Source organism: Paenibacillus sp. FSL W8-0194, assembly GCF_037969745.1.
Classification (GTDB): Bacteria; Bacillota; Bacilli; order Paenibacillales; family Paenibacillaceae; genus Paenibacillus_AQ; species Paenibacillus_AQ cookii.
The window spans coordinates 4,705,336-4,724,563 of record NZ_CP150205.1 but is presented as its reverse complement, the minus strand read 5'-3'; the positions used below and the strand labels follow the sequence as shown (position 1 = coordinate 4,724,563).

The 19,228-nt window shown below is 50.5% G+C and carries 24 protein-coding genes and 2 pseudogenes; 21 read left to right on the top strand and 5 right to left on the bottom strand.

The annotated features are described in order from the left end of the window. The first annotated feature begins 13 nt into the window (after positions 1–13). From MKY58_RS21495 to MKY58_RS21475, 5 genes and pseudogenes are all read left to right on the top strand, one after another. Positions 14–826 carry a class I SAM-dependent methyltransferase gene (locus tag MKY58_RS21495; protein WP_339322025.1) on the top strand — a complete coding sequence of 271 codons (813 nt, stop codon included), beginning with the start codon at positions 14–16 and terminating at the stop codon, positions 824–826. A 121-nt stretch (positions 827–947) separates the two neighbouring features. Next, entirely contained in the window at positions 948–1,541 is a 594-nt protein-coding gene (locus MKY58_RS21490; RefSeq protein WP_339322024.1) for a DJ-1/PfpI family protein, read from the top strand. Positions 1,542–1,608: 67 nt separating this feature from the next. Next, a pseudogene (locus MKY58_RS21485) lies at positions 1,609–1,850 on the top strand (IS1595 family transposase); the annotation flags it as partial. Positions 1,851–1,908: 58 nt separating this feature from the next. Then, on the top strand, positions 1,909–2,424 hold the full coding sequence (locus MKY58_RS21480; RefSeq protein WP_028612721.1) for a GNAT family N-acetyltransferase: 516 nt from the start codon (positions 1,909–1,911) through the stop codon (positions 2,422–2,424). Between the two features lie 237 nt (positions 2,425–2,661). Next, positions 2,662–3,309, top strand: a complete 648-nt coding sequence (locus tag MKY58_RS21475; protein WP_339322023.1) for an HAD-IA family hydrolase — start codon at positions 2,662–2,664, stop codon at positions 3,307–3,309. A 545-nt stretch (positions 3,310–3,854) separates the two neighbouring features. Here MKY58_RS21475 and MKY58_RS21470 read toward each other — a convergent pair. From MKY58_RS21470 to MKY58_RS21460, 3 genes are all read right to left on the bottom strand, one after another. Further along, complete coding sequence (locus MKY58_RS21470) at positions 3,855–5,312, bottom strand: DUF4179 domain-containing protein (RefSeq protein ID WP_339322022.1); 1,458 nt, start codon at positions 5,310–5,312, stop codon at positions 3,855–3,857. A gap of 7 nt (positions 5,313–5,319) precedes the next feature. Then, a complete protein-coding gene (locus MKY58_RS21465) occupies positions 5,320–5,898 on the bottom strand; it encodes a sigma-70 family RNA polymerase sigma factor (RefSeq protein ID WP_339322021.1) in 579 nt (192 codons plus the stop codon). 219 nt (positions 5,899–6,117) lie between these two features. Then, on the bottom strand, positions 6,118–6,420 hold the full coding sequence (locus MKY58_RS21460; RefSeq protein ID WP_339322020.1) for a putative quinol monooxygenase: 303 nt from the start codon (positions 6,418–6,420) through the stop codon (positions 6,118–6,120). 123 nt (positions 6,421–6,543) lie between these two features. On the opposite strand from MKY58_RS21460, the gene MKY58_RS21455 reads away from it, so the two are divergent. The 16 genes from MKY58_RS21455 (at position 6,544) to MKY58_RS21380 (ending at position 16,200) form a co-directional block, all read left to right on the top strand. Beyond that, entirely contained in the window at positions 6,544–6,930 is a 387-nt protein-coding gene (locus MKY58_RS21455; protein ID WP_339322019.1) for a hypothetical protein, read from the top strand. Positions 6,931–6,953: 23 nt separating this feature from the next. After that, positions 6,954–7,463 carry a hypothetical protein gene (locus tag MKY58_RS21450; protein ID WP_339322018.1) on the top strand — a complete coding sequence of 170 codons (510 nt, stop codon included), beginning with the start codon at positions 6,954–6,956 and terminating at the stop codon, positions 7,461–7,463. 138 nt (positions 7,464–7,601) lie between these two features. After that, positions 7,602–8,324 (top strand): SDR family NAD(P)-dependent oxidoreductase, encoded by a 723-nt coding sequence (locus MKY58_RS21445; protein ID WP_339322017.1) that lies wholly within the window; start codon positions 7,602–7,604, stop codon positions 8,322–8,324. A gap of 57 nt (positions 8,325–8,381) precedes the next feature. After that, positions 8,382–8,852: a GNAT family N-acetyltransferase gene (locus MKY58_RS21440; protein ID WP_339322016.1), complete on the top strand. Its 471-nt coding sequence runs from the start codon at positions 8,382–8,384 to the stop codon at positions 8,850–8,852. Positions 8,853–8,899: 47 nt separating this feature from the next. After that, complete coding sequence (locus tag MKY58_RS21435; protein ID WP_339322015.1) at positions 8,900–9,238, top strand: HIT family protein; 339 nt, start codon at positions 8,900–8,902, stop codon at positions 9,236–9,238. A gap of 21 nt (positions 9,239–9,259) precedes the next feature. Continuing rightward, entirely contained in the window at positions 9,260–9,733 is a 474-nt protein-coding gene (locus MKY58_RS21430; protein ID WP_339322014.1) for an NUDIX hydrolase, read from the top strand. 36 nt (positions 9,734–9,769) lie between these two features. Beyond that, on the top strand, positions 9,770–10,189 hold the full coding sequence (locus MKY58_RS21425) for a GNAT family N-acetyltransferase (RefSeq protein ID WP_339322013.1): 420 nt from the start codon (positions 9,770–9,772) through the stop codon (positions 10,187–10,189). Between the two features lie 69 nt (positions 10,190–10,258). Next, positions 10,259–10,915, top strand: a complete 657-nt coding sequence (locus MKY58_RS21420; protein WP_339322012.1) for an HD domain-containing protein — start codon at positions 10,259–10,261, stop codon at positions 10,913–10,915. A gap of 32 nt (positions 10,916–10,947) precedes the next feature. After that, positions 10,948–11,529 carry a CDP-diacylglycerol--glycerol-3-phosphate 3-phosphatidyltransferase gene (gene pgsA, locus MKY58_RS21415; protein WP_339325220.1) on the top strand — a complete coding sequence of 194 codons (582 nt, stop codon included), beginning with the start codon at positions 10,948–10,950 and terminating at the stop codon, positions 11,527–11,529. A gap of 42 nt (positions 11,530–11,571) precedes the next feature. Continuing rightward, positions 11,572–12,006 (top strand): VOC family protein, encoded by a 435-nt coding sequence (locus MKY58_RS21410; protein WP_339322011.1) that lies wholly within the window; start codon positions 11,572–11,574, stop codon positions 12,004–12,006. Between the two features lie 49 nt (positions 12,007–12,055). Then, on the top strand, positions 12,056–12,496 hold the full coding sequence (locus MKY58_RS21405) for a hypothetical protein (RefSeq protein WP_339322010.1): 441 nt from the start codon (positions 12,056–12,058) through the stop codon (positions 12,494–12,496). Between the two features lie 20 nt (positions 12,497–12,516). Continuing rightward, positions 12,517–13,404, top strand: coding sequence for a TIGR01777 family oxidoreductase (locus MKY58_RS21400; RefSeq protein ID WP_339322009.1), 888 nt, complete (start codon positions 12,517–12,519; stop codon positions 13,402–13,404). Between the two features lie 99 nt (positions 13,405–13,503). Next, positions 13,504–14,256: an enhanced serine sensitivity protein SseB C-terminal domain-containing protein gene (locus tag MKY58_RS21395; RefSeq protein WP_339322008.1), complete on the top strand. Its 753-nt coding sequence runs from the start codon at positions 13,504–13,506 to the stop codon at positions 14,254–14,256. Between the two features lie 104 nt (positions 14,257–14,360). Next, positions 14,361–14,561, top strand: coding sequence for a DUF4177 domain-containing protein (locus MKY58_RS21390; RefSeq protein WP_339322007.1), 201 nt, complete (start codon positions 14,361–14,363; stop codon positions 14,559–14,561). 186 nt (positions 14,562–14,747) lie between these two features. Beyond that, a complete protein-coding gene (locus MKY58_RS21385; RefSeq protein ID WP_339322006.1) occupies positions 14,748–15,461 on the top strand; it encodes a YjjG family noncanonical pyrimidine nucleotidase in 714 nt (237 codons plus the stop codon). A 214-nt stretch (positions 15,462–15,675) separates the two neighbouring features. After that, the gene (locus tag MKY58_RS21380) at positions 15,676–16,200 is read left to right on the top strand and encodes a hypothetical protein (RefSeq protein WP_339322005.1); all 525 of its coding nucleotides are present in this window, start codon (positions 15,676–15,678) and stop codon (positions 16,198–16,200) included. Positions 16,201–16,359: 159 nt separating this feature from the next. Here the strand turns inward: MKY58_RS21380 and MKY58_RS21375 are convergent. Both MKY58_RS21375 and MKY58_RS21370 read right to left on the bottom strand, forming a co-directional pair. Continuing rightward, positions 16,360–17,627, bottom strand: a pseudogene (locus MKY58_RS21375) (IS1182 family transposase). Positions 17,628–18,446: 819 nt separating this feature from the next. Further along, entirely contained in the window at positions 18,447–19,211 is a 765-nt protein-coding gene (locus tag MKY58_RS21370; RefSeq protein WP_339322004.1) for an SDR family oxidoreductase, read from the bottom strand. Between the last annotated feature and the right edge of the window lie 17 nt (positions 19,212–19,228).

Here is a 19,228-nt window from a genome sequence, read left to right as displayed (position 1 = left end):
AGGAGGCAGCCGCATGAATAAAGTGATCGCATATTACGATCGTTTCGACGAATGGGGACGGCTCGACCGCGAGCCGATCGAATTTATCATCAACCTTCATCATATCGAAAGCATGTTGCCGCCGCAGGGGCATATTTTGGATAACGGGGCCGGGCCGGGAAAATATGCGGTCGAGCTGGCGAGGCTCGGGTACCGGATGACGCTGACGGATTTGACGCCGAGTTCGGTGGACGCCGCCAAAAGGAAAGCCGCGGAATTCGGGGTCCTGGATCAGTTTGAAGGTTTTTATGCCGCCGACGCCAGGGATTTAAGCATGCTGCCGGATGAACATGTCGACGCCGCGCTGATGCTTGGGCCGCTGTATCATCTGCAGACGGAAGAGGGCAGAGTTAGCGCCGTGAAGGAGCTGCATCGGGTAACGAAGCCGGGCGGACTCGTGTTTGTCGCTGTGATGTCCAAAACAAGGTTTTTAATGAATTCGCTCATGCAGCCCGAGCATTGGAAACCGAACCATACGGTTGAAGGCATCCGCCGGTTTTTGCAGACCGGTACGTTCGATCACGCGGACGAAGGACGGTTTACCGGGGCCTATTATTTTGACATCGCCGAGGTAAATCCGTTTATGGAGTCCCAAGGGTTTGAATCCGTAAAATTGATCGGCTCGAGCAGCGTTGCGGGTGCCATGACACCGGAACAGTGGGACTACTGGCGCCGGCAGGGAGATGAGGCATATCGCCAAGTTTTGGACATCGTCATCCAAGAATCCGAAAATCCCTATTCGCTCGGTACTGCTTCGCATCTGCTTTATATCGGGAGGAAGGTTTGAATGGAGCGCATGATTTGAAAGGGAGCCTGAAAGGCTCTTTTTTTGCAAGGCACGGCATGGCGTAACGATGATAACCATTAGATCTGAAGGCACGGGAATATATGTAGAGAGGGTGGGTTCGATGAAGATGGCCTTGGTTTTGTTCAACGGAGTGACATTCCTTGATTTTGTCGGATTTTATGACGTGATTTATCGTTTGAACCTTTTTGACAAGACGAAAGGAACGACTTGGGACATTTGCGGTGTCACCGGGGAAGTAACGGATGAACTTGGCATGCAGGTAAAGGTCAATGTCATTCAGCCCGACTTGTCCGAATATGACCTTGTTTTTATTCCGGGAGGAATGGGAACACGAAAACTTAAGGATGATGCCGGATTCATCGAATGGATCAAGACCGCGGAACCGGTGAAGTACAAAGTATCGGTATGCACAGGTTCGTTGTTGTGGGGAGCCGCAGGATGTTTGAAGGACAGGAAAGCAACGACCCATCCGAATGTATATGACTTGTTGGAGCCCTATTGTTCAGAGGTGATCCCGTCCCGGATTGTGAAGGATGGCAACGTCATTACGGCCGGGGGAGTCGCAACATCAATCGATCTAGGACTATTTATCACGGAATTGTTTGCGGGAAAAGAAGCGGCCGATGTTGTGAAGAAACAGATTGATTATCCATATACGGCGGTCGGGATCGTGGAAGGCCCTGAGGGGCTATAAAGGTACATAAGCACATAAGATGGCTCACCTGAAAAAGGGGCCATCTTATTTTTAACTTTGGTTATGTATGTACCATATCCAGAACGTAAACAGTTACCACAGTCGCTTGAAGAAATGGATGGACCGCTTTAATGGTGTTGCCACCAAATATTTGCAACATTATTTGGCATGGTTTCTTTTTATAGATAGCAAGGAATATGAGAAGACCTCATTTCGAATAAGAAGAATATGTTGGTGAAATCGTGCCTGTTTACTGTAACCGAAACGAATACCAAACTTCGAGCTTTCTGCTTATTCTTGCTAAGCTAACGGGGCAGGATAAGGAATTTTTGAAAGGTTATTGATACAATAGAAAGGTGGGAGATTTTTGATAGAAACAAAACGTCTTATAATTAGAGAAATGGTGCAGTCCGATTATGATGCATTGTGCGGAATATTGTGTGATGAGGAAGTAATGCGTGCTGCTTATGAAAGTGCATTCAACTTAGAAGAAGCACAAAATTGGCTTAACAGACATCTTAAAAGATATGAAGAATATGGTTTTGGACTTTGGGCTGTTGTATTAAAAGAAACAAACGAAATGATTGGTCAATGTGGCTTGACAATGCAAGGCTGGAGAGAAAAAGAAATTTTGGAAATAGGATTTTTGTTTCAAAAAGCGTATTGGCACAAAGGTTACGCAACAGAAGCGGCAATTGCTTGCAAGGAATACGCTTTTTCAGTTCTTAATGCAAATAGGGTTTATTCTATTATTAGGGACACAAATATAGCCGCTCAAAAAGTTGCTGTTCGAAACGGTATGAATATTATTGATAAAGATACTAAGAATTTTAGGAATATAGATATGGAATTTTTTCTGTATTCTGTAGAGCGAACAAAATGAGCAGGTGAAATTGAAAAAGGTTTCCATGATGAACCCATATACTGTTTGAAATTGAGCAAACGGGAGACGATAGCTTAATAAACCGCCTTTCAAGCAAGGCGGTTTTCTTTTGGTTAATGCCAACATTAGAATTTAACATAGCCTTAACTTTAAAAGGCCACAAAGCCTTTTCCAGGTTTTCGCAACTCGGACCATCCGCCACAGTCCCGCGTTTGCAAGAGAGGAGGAAACTGCAAGTTGAACGAGATCAAAGGCATTATTTTTGACATGGATAATACGTTATTGAAATCCAAAATTGATTTTGCGGCCATGAAACTCGAGACCTTTCATTTTTTGGTTTCCCGGGGACTGCTTTCCCGGCAGCTCGATATATCGAAGCACACCACCTCCACCTTAATTGAAGAAGCTACGAAAACCGGCGGGATGACGGAGGAACGGGTCGCCGAAATGTGGGAGATCCCCAGAAGATTTGAAATGGAAGGCATGAAGGGGGCCGAATTGGAGGACGGCGTTGCTGAAACTCTGGAAGAGTTGAAGGGGAAATACCGTATGGCCGTTGTGACGAATAACTCGAACATTGCCGCGGAAGCCGCTTTAAGGGATCATGATATATTGCATTTTTTTGATATTGTCGTCGGTAGAGAAACCATGTCCTCCCTAAAACCTTCGCCTGCCGGCTTTCATTACATTTTGGATCGGTGCAGCGATATTTCAGCCGGGGAATGGATTTCGGTAGGCGACTCTTGGATCGATGGAAAAGCCTCGATGACCGCGGGGATTCGATTCATATCCTATCAAGGAGACATCGCGAAGATGAACAGGATGGGCGTACATCCGTACACATCGATTGTGGATATAAGAGAGTTAAGGGATTTTGTAGGATAACGCATCAAAAGTAAAAGTATTTTACAAACAATCTGAATTAATTGTTGTTATCTTCATATGAATTAGGACGAAAAATATAAAAAATATGGTAACTAAACTAAAACCAAATGGTTATATTAAATGACAGTTTGATCGATGGTTAGAGGGAAGAGCGTTTTTTATATTCATATGATATGGAACATGGTCTGATTTCATCTATAAATACCAGTTAGCATGCATGCTGCAATGGCGAAATAAACTGTAGTTGTTGAGGGAGCGGATATTTTGAATTTCTCTTGGGCGGCCGCGTTATATCAAATCATATTCATGTTGATCGTAATTCTGTTTTTTGTTGGATTGTACCGCTTTGTAAATAGACTCATCCAGCATACGAAAAACACGGAAGAAAGCTTGAGAAGATTGGAAGAGAAAATAGATCGGTTGAACCATGAAATGAATAAGACCGAGTGAATTTTTCGGATGAATCCGTTGAGCAAAAATAAGCCCGAAAAAAAGGACGTTCTAGGCGAACGTCCTTTTGGGGCATCTATTGGACCGATAGAATATTATGGACTCAAATCGATGTTCAGCGTCCGGTCAATTCGAACGGCATCCGTTTCCCGCATCATGCGGATTTCGTAAGTCTCCTGTTGCGGGGCCATAATGGACAGATCATAGGCATCCGTTCCTTCGGCCGGAACGAGCAGATCTTTTCTTTGATCCGCTTTTTCTCCATAATACTTGTCCCTAAGCTCCCCTTCCGGCTGGAACGTAGGTATACGAAAACGTACGCTCATGCGATCTTTCTCTGGTTGCCGCACGTGAAGCTTCAGAAAACCATCTGCATACCGCGCCTGGGCAATGGCCATTTCCTTGTCTTTAAAGCGGATCGGCTTCGGCATGTTTTCGTTCAGGCTAAGGGTAAACGAATCGCTTCTGGTCCAGTCCGATACTTTGATATCGCCGATATGCAGCGTCAAGCTTTTTACCGTCTCGTCAAAAAAAGGAGAGGAATTAAACGCGAGCTCGATTACGCCGGGTTGAAAGTTCTCGTTTGCAGGCTGATACTTCGTCCGGTAAGTCTTGAGGGGGTATGTCTTGCCATGATCGTCCGTAAGCCGAACAGCGTCCCCGGTCAAATCAAGATCGAGCCCGTAATCGGCGCTCTGGTCCAGCCGAAGCTCGGCGAAAGTATTCAGCGGAGTGATCTTGATATTTTCCAGCACAAGTTCTTTGATATCCGGATCCCCCGTAATTTCGAGCCTTTGATGTACGGGAATGATTCGATCCTTCATCCATTGGGACGAGGAAAACGGCACATTCATGGCGTATTCCTGCGCCTCGCGGCCCGAAGCATCATGGCTGGCAAACAGCTTGAAATGAAGGGTGTCGGGATTCCCTGCCAGAAAAGCGCGAACCTCTTCGGCATTCAGCTCAATGGTATCGGAAATGACCAAAATCGGATCCCCCGTCTCTTGATCGGCAATCACTTCTTTGCTGCCGCTACCTTCGATCTGCTTGAAATCCAAACTTTCCACGGCATAAAAATGCGCCGTCCGGTCGAGCCCCAGACTTCCGTCAGGATTTTTGGCAAGATGGTCCTTCAATCCATCCGTCCGGATAAACGCTTTATAGGTCAGCTTGTCGCTGGTTAGATACACGTCCGCCAGGGTGACCTTCATATCTCCAACCTGCTGGGCCACCGGCTCAAAAGGCGTATACTGATGAACGGCGGCATTCTCCACCCCGTCCCGGCTGCGGATGGAATCCAGCCAGGACGCGGCGACCGAAACGCCCGGAATTTGTTTTATCATGCCGGCAAACGCAGGAGACACCTCAGCCGATACGAACAATAGCGAAACGGCGGCCGCCCCGGCGGCGAATCCGATCCACCCCGGCCGTTTCTTATTAGGAAGACGGGTTCCGGTCTTGCCTGTGGCGTGAAGATCGATATTCCGGGCAAATTCCCGCAGCGATTCCGGTGCGGCTAGTCGTTCGAACGAACGGCCGATTTCCTTTGGCAATTCTCTCTCATTCCTTGCATCCAACATGCGTCATCACCTTCCTTTTCCTAAGGGATTGGTTGCGTTTGAGCAATATGTTCCGGGCGCGGTGCAGACGGGATTTCACGGTTCCCGCTTTTACGCCGAGCGCGGCTGAAATTTCTTCGATCGACATTTCCTGATAATAATAAAGAAGGATGACGGAACGGAGCTTGATATCCAGGGACATCACCTGGGAGAGCAGGCCGGACTGTTCCTCCTTTTTCAATAAAGCCTCCATCGGCTGCGCTTGCGGATCCCTGGGATCCATATCGTCCAGACTCTCCGTTATCTTGCGAAGCCGCGAGCGTTTCCTTGCCAAATCCATCGTTCTCATGGCAGCCAATTGTTTGAACCAGGCGGTAAAATTACGGATTTCCTTTCCGTTCATAATAGCTTGATAGGCTTCGATCATGGCATTCTGCACGGCATCCTCCGCCAAATGCGATGACCGAAGCATCGCGGTGGACGTGCTGTAAACACGGTCGAGCAGAGGCTCCACCAACTGGTAAAACGCCTCCCGGTCGCCGCTCCGGCAGCGCTGCATCCACGCCTGTTCATCCTGCAACAGGGTCACCTCCTAAAGTTGATCTTATTCTATAGGCGAAAGCCGCCGGGTTTCGGTTCATTTTTTTCATAGTTCAAGCCCAAAAATAATCTTCGATCTGAAAAAAAGCGCTCGTTGGTCCCCTGGACCTACGCCGAACTCTACTTTACCATAGAAAAAAACCAGCCATTGACGGCTGGTCCATTCCAAGAGATCCTTATGCATTTTCCAGAGGACAACTTACAGCCCTTTCCCGCCGACAGGCACCACGGGGATGGACTCGACGCCGGCAATGAGCGGCATGGCACGGGCGATGGACGCCTTCGTTTCGGGATCATCGAGCGAAGCTTTATGGGCTTCGGCGCTGCTCCATACTTCCGTAACCCAAACGGCATCGGGTTCGGATTCCGACACATTGATGATGTACACTTCGCATTCCTTTACGGTGCGAGCCGCGGCGGCAGCCTCCAGCAATATGTCGGACAACGCATCCCGCTGCCCCGGTTTGGCCGTGAACTTCACATAGGCTCCGTATTTGCTCAATTTCAACTCTCCTTTGAAAGTGCTTCTCTCTATTTTCCCTGAAATCGTATACAATAACAACCAACATAGATTAAAATTGGAATCATATATGCTTCCAAAGTCATCCGCTCGGGAGGGAACGTGATGCAATGGATCTCAAAGGCGTTATGCCGATTCGGCTGTGCGTCCATGGCCAGCGTCCTGTGCCTGGTCCCCTACCTCGGATATCTTCTTTTGCGGATGGAGGTCGCCAGTGCCGTTCTTTTTTTCGTTTTCGGGCTGTACATGGCTTTTAAAGGGATGATCTCATTAACGGCGCTATCTTTCATTCTGGACGAATGGCTGTTAAACCGGTTGCTTGAACGAATGGCAAATAAAGCCGGGGTTGGGCTAAGGGTATGGATCTATCTCGTTATAGGCGCGGTTCTTGCCGCAGTCCTTTACGGAGGGAATTCGGTCTTCATCGGAGCGGGCCTGATGACTTCATTGATTTACGTTTTGATGCTGCAAAAGATATTGCCAAGAGGCTAATAAGCCTGAAGGGGGTGGCACCGATGAAAATCCGGATTATAGGTTCATGCGGCAGCGGCAAATCTTACATCGCACGCGAATGTTCGCGAAGGCTGAACATCCCTCACTATGAAACGGACAATTTCGTGTGGGAACGCGGCGAGGTGCAGCGCAGATTTCCGGCGGAAACGAGGGATGCCTTGTTAAGGCTGGTGGCCTGCAGCGAGGCTTGGGTCATTGAAGGCGTGCATCATAAATGGGGAAAAGAGAGCTTCGAGCATGCCGATGTTATTTTTATTATAACGCCCAACCGCTGGGTCCGGGATTTTAGGGTCATCCGCCGCTTTTTGCGCACCAGGCTTGGACTCGAGCGGGCGAATTACAAGCAGTCTTTCAAAAATTTGTTCGAGATGGCTTGGGTATGGAACCGGAAATTTGACAGGGTGCACATGGAGGAGATTCTGGAAATGACGGAACCGTTTAAGGCGAAACGGATGGTCGTACGGAGCAATAAAGAGATTTTAACATACATACAAGCGCGTGAAAGCCGATGAAAAAAAGCACGCTGATTTACCTCGCCTTGGTCGTTATCGCCGGAATGGCTTTGTTCCAAATATTAGTCGAATGGACGGCAGGGACGGAAAAGTACGTCAGAGATTAAAATAATATGCTTTTTGCAGGGAGGAACGTACATGCCGAAGCGCTGTTTTATCATTACGGGGACATCCAAAGGAATCGGTGCATCGCTTGCCGGAAATTTGCTGGCGCAAGGGGACATGGTTGTAGGCATTTCAAGAAGCGAAGCGGGATCGTTGGAACGTTGCCCCGGCTATACGCATGTCGTATTCGATCTGATGCAAACAACAGGGCTTGAGCGTATGCTTCAATCCATATTGGCGCGGATCAACCCGGATGAATTGGACATGATCGGCTTGGTGAATAATGCCGCGATGCTGGAGCCGTTAAAGCGGATGGATGCCATCCGGCCGGAAGAGATGGAAGCCAATCTTCGTGTCGGCCTGGTGGCGCCGATGGTTTTGACCTCGGTATTCGTGAGGGAGACCCAAGCGTGGGATCTGCGGAAAAAGGTCATTCAAGTGACTTCGGGGTCAGGCTCTTACGCCAATCCGGGCATGAGCGTTTATTCTACGGCCAAAGCTGGACTGAATATGTTTACGATGTGTGCCGGAACGGAGCTTGCGGGCAGCGTCGAAGTGATAGCCGTAGATCCCGGCATGGTGGACACATCGCTGCAGGAATCCGCCAGAAACAAAGGCGGCAAGGAATTTGGGCTGGCTCCGTATTTCGAGCAGGCTTACCGGGAGGGTCAGCTACTGGAACCGGGCGATGTCGCGAAGCGGATCGCAGACATCATTGACGACCGTTCGGAGCCTGGGACCATTGAAAAAATATGAATTGCGTTACCGCCGGATGAGGCTGACTATAAATTGGATCGCCGAAAGGAGCAACTTATGATACTGATACCATCTACGCCAAAACTGTTTAGCGAGGAAGTCATCATTTTGAATTCGGATCCTTTTTTTAACCGGGTGTCGAAGGAGAAGGACGTGTTCACGGAAGAAGAGATCCGCGAAGAGCTTCAAGAAGGCCAAAACATGGGCGCAGAACGGTTTGTCATCCAAGACGGAGACCGGTACGTCGGCGTGCTCGAGCTGTTGATGAACAATCCCAAAGACGGTTATCCGTGGCTTGGGCTGCTGCAAATACGAAAGGACTTTCAGGGGCAGGGGTACGGCCGCCGGGCGATGGACTTATTTTATGACATCATGAAGGAAAGAGGCGTCAGAACGTTTCGCCTGGGGGTGATCGCCGAAAATGAACCGGGACACCGGTTTTGGAAGGGACAGGGGATGGCGCCCGTAAAATCCGTGATTAATCAAGACGGGAAAGAAATTATCGTGTATCAAAAGGATATCGTTTAGCACGGTTGAATCCATGATCCGGTAGGATGCAGGAACAGGAGGCCCATATGACTCATGATTTTTATTGCGATGAGGTTTTGAGCGGGAAAATGCCCGTCCGTAAAGTGATGGAGACGGAGCGGGTTTTGGCGTACCATCACACAAGACCGTCCTATGAACATCATGTCGTCGTCATTCCGAAAATTCACGTCGGTTCGCTCGTCTCCGATGAAGAAAGCAACGACGATCGGCTGTTGCTGGAGCTCATGGCCGTCGTGAAAAAGGTCGCTTCGGACATGACCTCAAGCACGGGCGCGGCCAGAGTGATCACCAACCTCGGAGCCTACCAGGACTCCAAGCATTTTCACTGGCATGTGGTGAGCGGCGAACGGACCGGATCAAAATAACGCGAAGAGAGGACGATCGGCATGGAGCATAATCCGCCCAAACACACGGTTTCGGTTTCCGCCTTGTTGATGAACGAACACGACGAGGTGCTGCTCGTGAGAACGCACTGGCGGAGCGACACATGGGAGATGCCTGGAGGAAACGTGGATGAAGGGGAGCCTTTGGACCAGGCCGTATGCAGGGAATTTCTGGAGGAGACGGGGGTCGTGATTCGGCCGGTCGGAATTACGGGCGTTTATTACAATGCGACGAAGCGCGTCCTTTCGGTTGTTTTTAAAGCCGAATATGTGAGCGGGGAGATCCGCATCCAGCCGGAAGAAATTCAGGAAGCCGGATACGTTCGAATCACCGAATCCAACATCGATGACTATATTACCCGCCCGCAGCAAAAATCCCGAACGCTCGACGCGATGAGGGCCAAGGGTATGATTCCGTATGAGACATGGGAGGTCGCCCCGTCATACCGCTTGGTAACAAGAATTGAAAATGGATAACGAAACAAAAGCGATATTTTGAAGGAGGGTTGGTTTGTGCAGATTGTCACACGTTTCGGTGAACCCGAAGATTTTGTGAAGGCACGGGAGATGGACCCGCATTTTGATCCCGAGTTTCTGAGGTGGAAGCTGGGCCGCCATGAGGTGCTTTTGGCCGAAAACGAGGGGGAACTGCTCGGATATTTGCGTTTGGAATACATTTGGTCCACGGTTCCGTATATCGGGCTCATCATCGTAAAAGAAGGCAGCCGCGGGCAGGGGATCGGGAAAAGGCTTCTGGCTATGGCGTCGGACCATTTAAAAGAACGCGGTCATCGCTACCTGTACAGCTCATCGCAAGTGAACGAAGCGGAGCCGCAAAGCTGGCACAGGCATGTCGGCTTCGAGGAAGCGGGGATCGTTTCGGGCATTAACGAGGGCGGGATCGGCGAGGTTTTTTTCAAAAAAACGCTGTAGCATGGAACGTGCGGAGATGCCGCAACAGGCAAAAAACAATGCCGCAATCGCAGAAGGAGAGAGGCAAACATGAAGGTGGCAGATCATTCTCGGCTTATCAAAGAGGCAGAACGATTCGTAAAACAGGTGCTTTCCGGGGAGGCGAGCGGCCATGACTGGTGGCATATCGAACGGGTGCGGAATACGGCGCTCGACATCGCCGCCAAGGAGAACGCCGACCGGACCGTGTGCGAGCTGGCGGCGCTTCTGCATGACGTGGCCGACGAAAAATTGAATGCAAGCAAGGAAGCGGGTTTGGAAAAAGTGAGGGCGTGGCTGAACGAACAAGCCGCTGACTTAGATTTGACCGACAAGGTGATGGACATCATCGCGAACATGTCTTTTAACGGCGGCAAAAATCCGCCGATGACCACCCTGGAAGGGCAGGTCGTACAGGATGCGGACCGTCTGGATGCGATCGGGGCGATCGGCATTGCCAGAACGTTTGCGTATTCGGGGGCCAAAGGCCGCATCATCCATGACCCGGAGCTGAGCCTGGATGACCTTGCCCAGGAGGATTACCGGTCCGCCGGCAAGACCGCTATCTACCATTTTTACGAAAAGCTGCTGAAGCTTAAAAGCTTGATGAATACGCCGTACGCCAAGGAGCTGGCCGAGCAGCGGCACGCGTTTATGGAACAGTATTTGCAGCAGTTTTACCGCGAGTGGGGAAGCCGAAACCCATAGGAAAAAAACAAAGGAGGGACGTTGCGTTGAATATGGCTAACCGGATCACATTGGCACGGATCGCGCTCATTCCGCTGTTTATGCTCTTTTTTGCCGAGTGGCCTGCCAAACTGGCGGATGTGGCGGTATTCCGTTTTTTGGACGATTACGGATCGTACATTGCCGTAGCCATTTTTGTGCTGGCCTCCGGAACGGACAAACTGGACGGTTATATTGCCAGAAAATACAACCAGATCACCAACCTCGGAAAACTGCTTGATCCCCTGGCGGACAAGCTGCTCATTTCCGTCGCGCTGATCATGATGGTGCAGTCCGGCATGATTGCGTCTTGGGCAGCGGTGTTGATGATCGGACGCGAATTCGTGATCACGGGCCTCCGGATGATCGCTTCCGCGCAGGGCATCGCTTTGGCCGCCGACAAGTTCGGCAAATGGAAAATGGTGGCGCAGGTTGTCGCCATCGTGGCCGTCATGCTTGAAAATGTCCCGTTCCAGTGGTTTACCTCCATTCGGGTGGACCAGGCGTTGATGCTGCTTGCCGTGTGGATGACGCTTGCTTCGGGCATGCACTATCTGATCAAAAATTTTAAAGCGCTGAAGCTGAACGAAACGTGAACATCGCAAAACGACGAAAAATAATCTTCAGGGAGGTTATTTATGGCGTTTTCTTTCCTGCGGATCGGTTACGTGTACGTGCCGACGACCCGCCTCGACGAATCGGTTGCGTGGTATACGCAGCACCTGGACTTCAAGCTGATGGAGAAATTCGAAGACCGCGGCTCCTTTTTGGCCGTCCTGCATCATCCACACGTGAACTCGATTGCCCTGCTGCTGATCGAAACCCGCGACAAGCAGCCGCTGGAAATCCGAAGAAACGGCAAGCCTTTTCCGATCATGGCCCTGAATTGCGAAAACATCGAGCATACCTACGATAAGCTGAAGCAGGCTGGGGTTCAGGTGGATGAACTCTGTGCGCTTGGCCAAGGCGAAGCCAAATATTTTTATTTCCGGGACCCGGAAGGCAATTTGCTGGAAGCGGCCTGGTCCAAATGGGATCCGCAGGATGACATCAAGGAACATTTTAAGGCATAGTCCGTCTTCTTTGGGAAATAACGTCTGTCGACGTTGATCGGAGGTTGCGATGAAAAAGCTAACCTTGCTGTTCTGCATCTTTTTCCTATATATATCCACGGAAGTTTCGGCAAGCTGGGCGTATCGGTTTGTCGTGTACAATCACGGGACTTATGAAGTGACCGGGGAGCAGGTAGATTCGGATCGCATCGGGAAAAAGCTGGGGAAGGTGACTCGCTACTCCGACCGCGAAGGCACATACGGCGGCAACTTTTCGAACGTTTACCCGAAGGGGACGACGTACCATGAAATTCTAGGGATCAGCCCCCAAAAGCAGATTGCCGTAAAAACGGGCACCGAAGCCTACGTCATGGCTGAATATCGGGGACCGTATGCCGGACCGGCAGGCAGGCCGGGAGAGGTCTGGTTAAGCATTCTCGTCATTGCGCTGCTGGCCGCAGCCGGCATGTTTTTCTACCATCGCCATAGGACGCGCCATCGGCCTACTTGACGGAAAAGGAGAGAGCAGCGGTGAAACAAAAAATCGTGATCGCCGGCGGAACCGGTTTTATCGGGACGTACCTCGAACAAGAATTCAAACGGCGCGGATGGGAGGTGTGCATCATCTCCAGACGGGCTGGCCATATCTCTTGGCAGGACCGGGAAGGAATCCGCGAGGCGCTGGAGTCTGCGGACCTGCTCGTCAATTTGGCGGGCAAATCGGTCAACTGCCGTTATCATGACAAAAACAAAGCCGAAATTTTGAACTCCCGCACCGAAACGACGACGATCCTCGGGGAGGCCGTTTTGGCCTGCGAGCAGCCGCCGGAGCTATGGATCAATTCGAGCACCGCCACCATTTACCGGCATGCCGAAGACCGTCCGATGACCGAGGAAGCAGGCGAGATCGGCTCGGGATTTTCGGTGGATGTCGCCACGGCCTGGGAGAGGTCTTTTTTCTCTTTTAAGCTTCCCCGTACCCGTCAGGCGGCCTTGCGGATCGCGATCGTGTTGGGACGCGGCGGCGGGGTGATGGTTCCCTACCGCAATCTCGTCCGTTTCGGCCTCGGCGGCATTCAGGGGCCCGGCACCCAACGATTCAGCTGGATTCATCTTCACGATGTTTTGGGCGTCATTTTGTTCTTGAAGGAGCATCCGGAGCTCAGCGGCGTTTTTAACGTTTCTGCCCCGAATCCGGTCACGAACAAGGAGCTGATGCAGGAGCTGCGCCTGGCGATGAACATGCCTTTCGGGCTGCCGGCCCCGGCCTGGATGCTCGAAATCGGGGCGAGAATCATTCAAACCGAAACCGAATTGGTTTTAAAAAGCCGCTGGGTCGTCCCGGAGCGATTACTGCAGGCGGGGTACGACTTCAAGTACAAAACGTTGGGAGAAGCTCTCCAAGAAATCATTCCCTAAACGCCATTCGAAGGAATTAGGGCTTTAGTTCACAGCCAAAGAAAGGTACACTACTTATATTGGTCCTTATCCGATACTTTCCTGAAGGGAGCATCAACCATGTCTTTTGAGGCAACGAACACGCTGGAGGAAAAGTTGATCAAAGCGGTCAACGAGCCTTCCGCCAGACCTGATTTTTATTACGAACTCCGGAATTCCGAAATTTACGCGATCCAGGGCGGGACAAACCCTGTTCAGGAAAAAACCGAACTGGCAGCGGGGCAATCCGTCCAGCTGTTAAGCGTTGAAATGAACGGGAAACGATACATCCCGATATTTTCTTCATTGACCCGCATGCAGGCCTTCATTCAAGAGCCCGTGCAATATTTGGCCATTAATGCGGTGCATTTTTTTAATTTGACGAAGGGAGCCGACCTTCTGCTTAATCCGGGCTCCGAGTTCGGCAAAGAGTTTACCGCGCAGGAAATCGAAGCGATCCTGAACGGCTCCGTATTTAACGCCCAAGAAGCTTACGTCGTTGAAAAAAACACCCAAACGATGATCGGTCCCCCTGCGGAACCGCCGACCGAGCTGCTGACCGAGTTGAGCAAGGTTTTTGAGGGATTAAAAAACGTCATCTGCGCCTACAACGCCCAGGTGTTTAACCCGCGTACGGATCAGGCGCCGCACACGCTCATTGCGGTCAGCTACATCGGCAAAGGCGATCAAATCATTGCCGAGGCTGGGAAAGTCGCCGAATCGGTTCAAGTGCAGTATCCTCCGGTGCAGTTTATCGAGCTGAACGGCAGCTCCGGGCTTGAAAGTTATTTTGAAAGCAAGTGCAAACCGTTTTATTTGAAGGAAACGTTCTAAGCTGTCAACGGATTGCTGGATTCCCGGTACCGCGCTGCTCCGTCCATGGGCGACGCGGTCATCGGGGTTGAATATAGTCGATATTCGAAGGGATGCGTTAGACGATGGAAAAATGGGAGTACAAAACGGTCAAGTACCAAACCGGCGGCTTTTTGGGAGGAAAGGTGGACGAAGAGGAATTCGAACAACTGCTGAACGAATGCGGCATGGAAGGCTGGGAGCTGACCTCCTGCTTCGACACCAGCGCGGGCCAAGGACATTCCAGGGATGTCATCGCCGTGTTCAAAAGAAAGGCGTCATATTAACCTGCAGCAAAGCACGCGGCTTGTCTTTCGGAGAAACCTCCGGCGGGCCGGGTGCTTTTTTGTTGACGGAAACCTGCGGGCCCGGAAGAAGTCCCGGCGAAGGTGGATAAAATGCGTTTTTTCCCTTAAACTAGTTAGGATAAAGGCTGCAAGAAGCCGATTTTACATAGAAGGAAGGCCTGCAATTTGTCTTACGAATGGATTTTATTCGATTTGGATGAAACGTTGTTTGATTTTAAAATGTCCGAGGCGCGCGCCTTGGCTTACGTCATTTCGAGCCTGAATCTCGATCCGGAGGATGCCGGCATCATCGATTGCTATAACCGGATCAACAAAGGGCTGTGGAAGGAACTTGAGCAGGGATTAATCAATTCGACCGATTTGAAAGTGGAGCGTTTCCGCCGGTTTTGCCAGGAGCAAAAGCTGGAGGAGGATGCGCAAATCGTCAGCGACCGCTACATCCAATCCCTCTCGGAGCATTCGTACGTGTTTGAGGGGGCGCTTGAGCTGCTGCAATATTTGAAGGACAACGGCTACCGCATCGCCGCCGTCACCAACGGCATCAAGCAGGTGCAGTTCGGGCGGCTTAACCGTTCGGCGCTTAAAGACTTTTTCGAAGCGGTGATCGTTTCCGAGGATACGGGCTTCCAAAAGCCGCAGCCGGGGATCTTCGAGCATGCTTTTACCCAAATCGGCAGCAACGAAAAAGAAAAAATGCTGATGGTCGGCGATTCCTTAACCTCTGATATCCAAGGCGGAAACAACATCGGCATCGATACGTGCTGGTATAATCCGGAACGCCTGCCGAACCCGACCGGCATCGTTCCGACGTATGAAATCCACAAGCTGGACGAACTCAAGTCGGTTTTGCAGCGCGGCAAAGCCAAAGCCAGAACCTGATGAAAGCGCACTCGATCATGACAACAATTTGACGTGGTTGTAACCTTATTGTGACGATTTGGCGCGGGGGATGTTTTATAGTGAAACTATAAGAAGACCACGCCCGAACGGAGCTATTCCGGAGTTTTTACGCAAAATTCCGTTTGAAAATAAACTCGGCAGGGTAATGGATAATATGGAAATCAATACATGTCCATTAAAGGAGATATTTTCAATGAAAAAAATCACGCTGTTTGCTACCCTCATGATCGCGGTTCTGTTAAGCATGACGACGTCGGCCAGTGCAGTCGGAACGGACAAGGAATATACGCCGGTTCCTCCGAGCGAGGATACAGTGACAGCTTTGATTTCTTCGATAAAACAGGAGAACGGGCATATCATCGTCCAGGCCGATCCGATCGAATGGTATGAAGGCGCCGCGGCCGACCAAAAGTTCATGGAACGGGAAAAAGAAGCCGCCGAAGAATTGGGCGGCGCGCCTGACGGTTATTACATCGTCAACGACGATCCGACGCTGAAAACGTATGACATTGCGCCGGATGCCCAGGTGCTGATGCAGTTGTACGATCACGACGGAACGTACGAAGGGATGGACATCCAGTGGAACGAACCGGTATCGATGGATAAATATTTGGCCATCATGAACAACGACAAGCTGATCGACATGAAAAGCTTCCCGTACCACCTGACGATACGGGACGGCAAAGTGGTTAAAATCGTTCAGCAATATATTCCATAAACAGAAAGAATCCAGCACTTTGACGTGCTGGATTCAGATTGTTGAGAAACCCTGTCCTTTTATCGGAGGAACAGGGTTTCTTTCTTTTGTTAGGAGCCCTAGAACTCAGAAAAACAGGGATTACCCCTGTCTTTCCAGACGATCCAGGTGGATCGCCATCTACTTCATGTTCTGCACGGCTGCTGGCATCAGGGCTTGCTCCCTGACGTTAGCCAACCCGCGCAAACGGCAATAGCGAAACCCATGGAGCTCTTTAGCATCCGCGAAGCTTCGCTCAATTGTTTCTTTTCGTTTTCGGTACAAATACTTACCCGCACGGCTGAGTCGGTTGCCTCGTACCCAGTCCTTGCTGTCTTCCCATACATGCCGAGTCACCACCTTCTGGTGGTTTCGGGATCTGGTGCACTGTAACATGGGACAGCTTTTGCAATGCTTCGGGTCAGATGCATATTGCCTGTAACCTTCCCGGTTGGTCGTGCGGTAGGTTAACTCATGTTTTTCCGGACAAATATACACATTACGTTCGTTATCATAGGTGAATTTCCATTTTGGGAATAACCCTTGAGTAGGGTGAAATCTCCGATGAGCAATGACCGCAAAAATATTCCGGCTCTTCAAACCTCTGCAAATGGGCGTAGTTAAATAACCCGAGTCCAGAGCAACCGCCTCTCTTCGAAACCAAATTGCTCCCGTTGGTGATCCAATCGAGATTAGTAAGCTACGGAGTCGTGTACATTACCCGGGGGCACATGGACGTCGGTAATCATGTTGTATTTTAAGTCTACTGTACGATGATCCAAATAGAAGAACCCTTCCGGTTTCCCATCCCGAATCATATAACCACTATCCGGATCTGTTGTGCTCACGCGAACTTCTTTTTCCTCGACCACTTCCTCTCTAGGTTTCAAAGCTTTTTTCCATGGGCTTTCCGGTCTGCCTCCACGGCTGCGTTCAGTTCATTGATGTAATCCCGCGTGTTTTGCAGGACTTGTTCTTTTGGGTATTTATGCTTATTGGCACTGGCCTTCACATGAGTGGAATCTGTAATTAAAACACGTCCTCCTACCATACGGTGTTGAATGGCTTGAAGTACGATCTCGTCAAAAATATCCTGAAAGATGTTCGTATCTTTAAAACGCGTACGACGGTTCCAGCTAATGGTGGAGTGATCTGGAACTCTGTCGGTGAGTCCCAAACCGAGAAACCAGCGGTATGCAAGGTTGGTCTGTATCTCGCGTTCAAGCTGGCGTTCCGAGCGAATGCCGTAAAAATATCCGAGAAAAATCATTTTGAAAAGACCACAGTTCGATGGCGGGGCGTCCATTGTCTTCACAATAAATATTATACAAAATTAACGCGGTGTCGTATTGAACTAAATGGACATAAAAATAGCTGTCGAGAACTTTCTCGACAGCCTGCCACTCCAATGAGTGTTTTTGTTTCGGAGCTGAGGGGTGAATCTTGCAAGTGCGGCGGGTCCCACACTGGGAGCGGGGCCTCGCCGTATAGGGGAGGACGGAGAGCGCCACAGAGTTGCTATTTTTCGTTAGGGGGAGAACGTGTCGTAGATAAGCATCGATAGAATGACGTCGGTAAACAAGCATTTTAGCAGATAAGGGTAGGCAGACAAGCGTCGCCGGGCAGTTCATGGAGAAATTCATCATCCTCTGAAATGTCTACGGAGGCACAAACAGGGTTAGATCGCTGTGCGTAAGCTGTTCTCAAATTCTAACGGTTGTGACAGCGCCTATGTGGCTTCAAATGGTTCTCTGTAAGTTCTAACGGTTACCAATGGGGTTATTTGCAAGATTACCATATGAAGTTCCACCATAATGCCCAAATAACGTCAACCAGAACCGTTAAAATATCATAACCTCCATATTCCCGGCATTAACCTCTGTGGCAATCGTTAGAAATTTACTTCCCTATTTTGACTTGCCTCCTCACCTTGACTACATCTCCTCGCGTCCAATTGTACCCTCGATTCCCTACGTCTCCTCACATTCAATTGGTCTCCATGGTTCCTTATATCTCTTTGCGTTCAATGGTCTTTTTACTGGACTGTCAATAGTAAATCAGACAACTTTTTTAAGGGGCTTTGCTTTGGCTTTTTAGCAAGTGTAAAGAAAAAAAGAGAAACCCAGCGTCTCCAAGGCGTGGGTTTCTCGACTGCCTGAATCCAGCACTTTGACGTGCTGGATTTTTTTCATGCGGCGTTACAAAGCGCGATTCATGCAGGCCGGTGCTTAGAGATGCGATCCGCCGCTGGCGTCGATGAGCTGGCCGGTGATCCAGCGGCTGTCTTCCGATGCAAGGAAAGCGGCGATGCCGGCGATGTCGCCCGGCTGGCCCCAGCGTCCGAAAATCGAAAAATCGGCGCCGAACTTCCGGCCTTCGGGACTTTCCAGGCTTCCGGCATTCATGTCGGTTTCGACAAAACCGGGAAGAATCGCATTGATCGTGATCCCGCGCCTGCCCAGCTGGTTGGCAAGGGAAAGCGTCAAAACGTTTACGGCCCCCTTGGTCATGCTGTAGGCGGGAACGACGGGGAGGGAAATTCGGGTGGTGGCGGATGAAAGATTGATGATGCGCCCGCCGTCCCGCAGGCGGGATAGGCCTTGCTGGATGATGAAAAAGGGAGCTTTCACATTTACCGCCACGATTTCGTCAAAGGCTTGTTCCGTCGTTTCTTCGATGGGAACCGGCAGCCCGATGCCCGCGTTGTTGACCAATATATCGAAGAGGCGGTCGTTCGAACGTTCCTGCAGCGATGCATCCAGGGATGCATACAGCTGCCGGATGCCCTCCATGGACGCGAGATCCGCGCCTATGGCGAATGCGGTTCCGCCGCGCTCCCGGATTTCCCGAACGACCTCTTCGCCGGCGGCCCGGTTTCTTCCGTAATGAACGGCGACAAGCGCGCCTTCCTCCGCCAAACGCAGCGCGATGCTGCGTCCGATGCCGCGGCTTGCGCCCGTCACCAGCGCGGTTTTTCCTGCCAATGTACTCATAACCTTCAGCTCCCTTT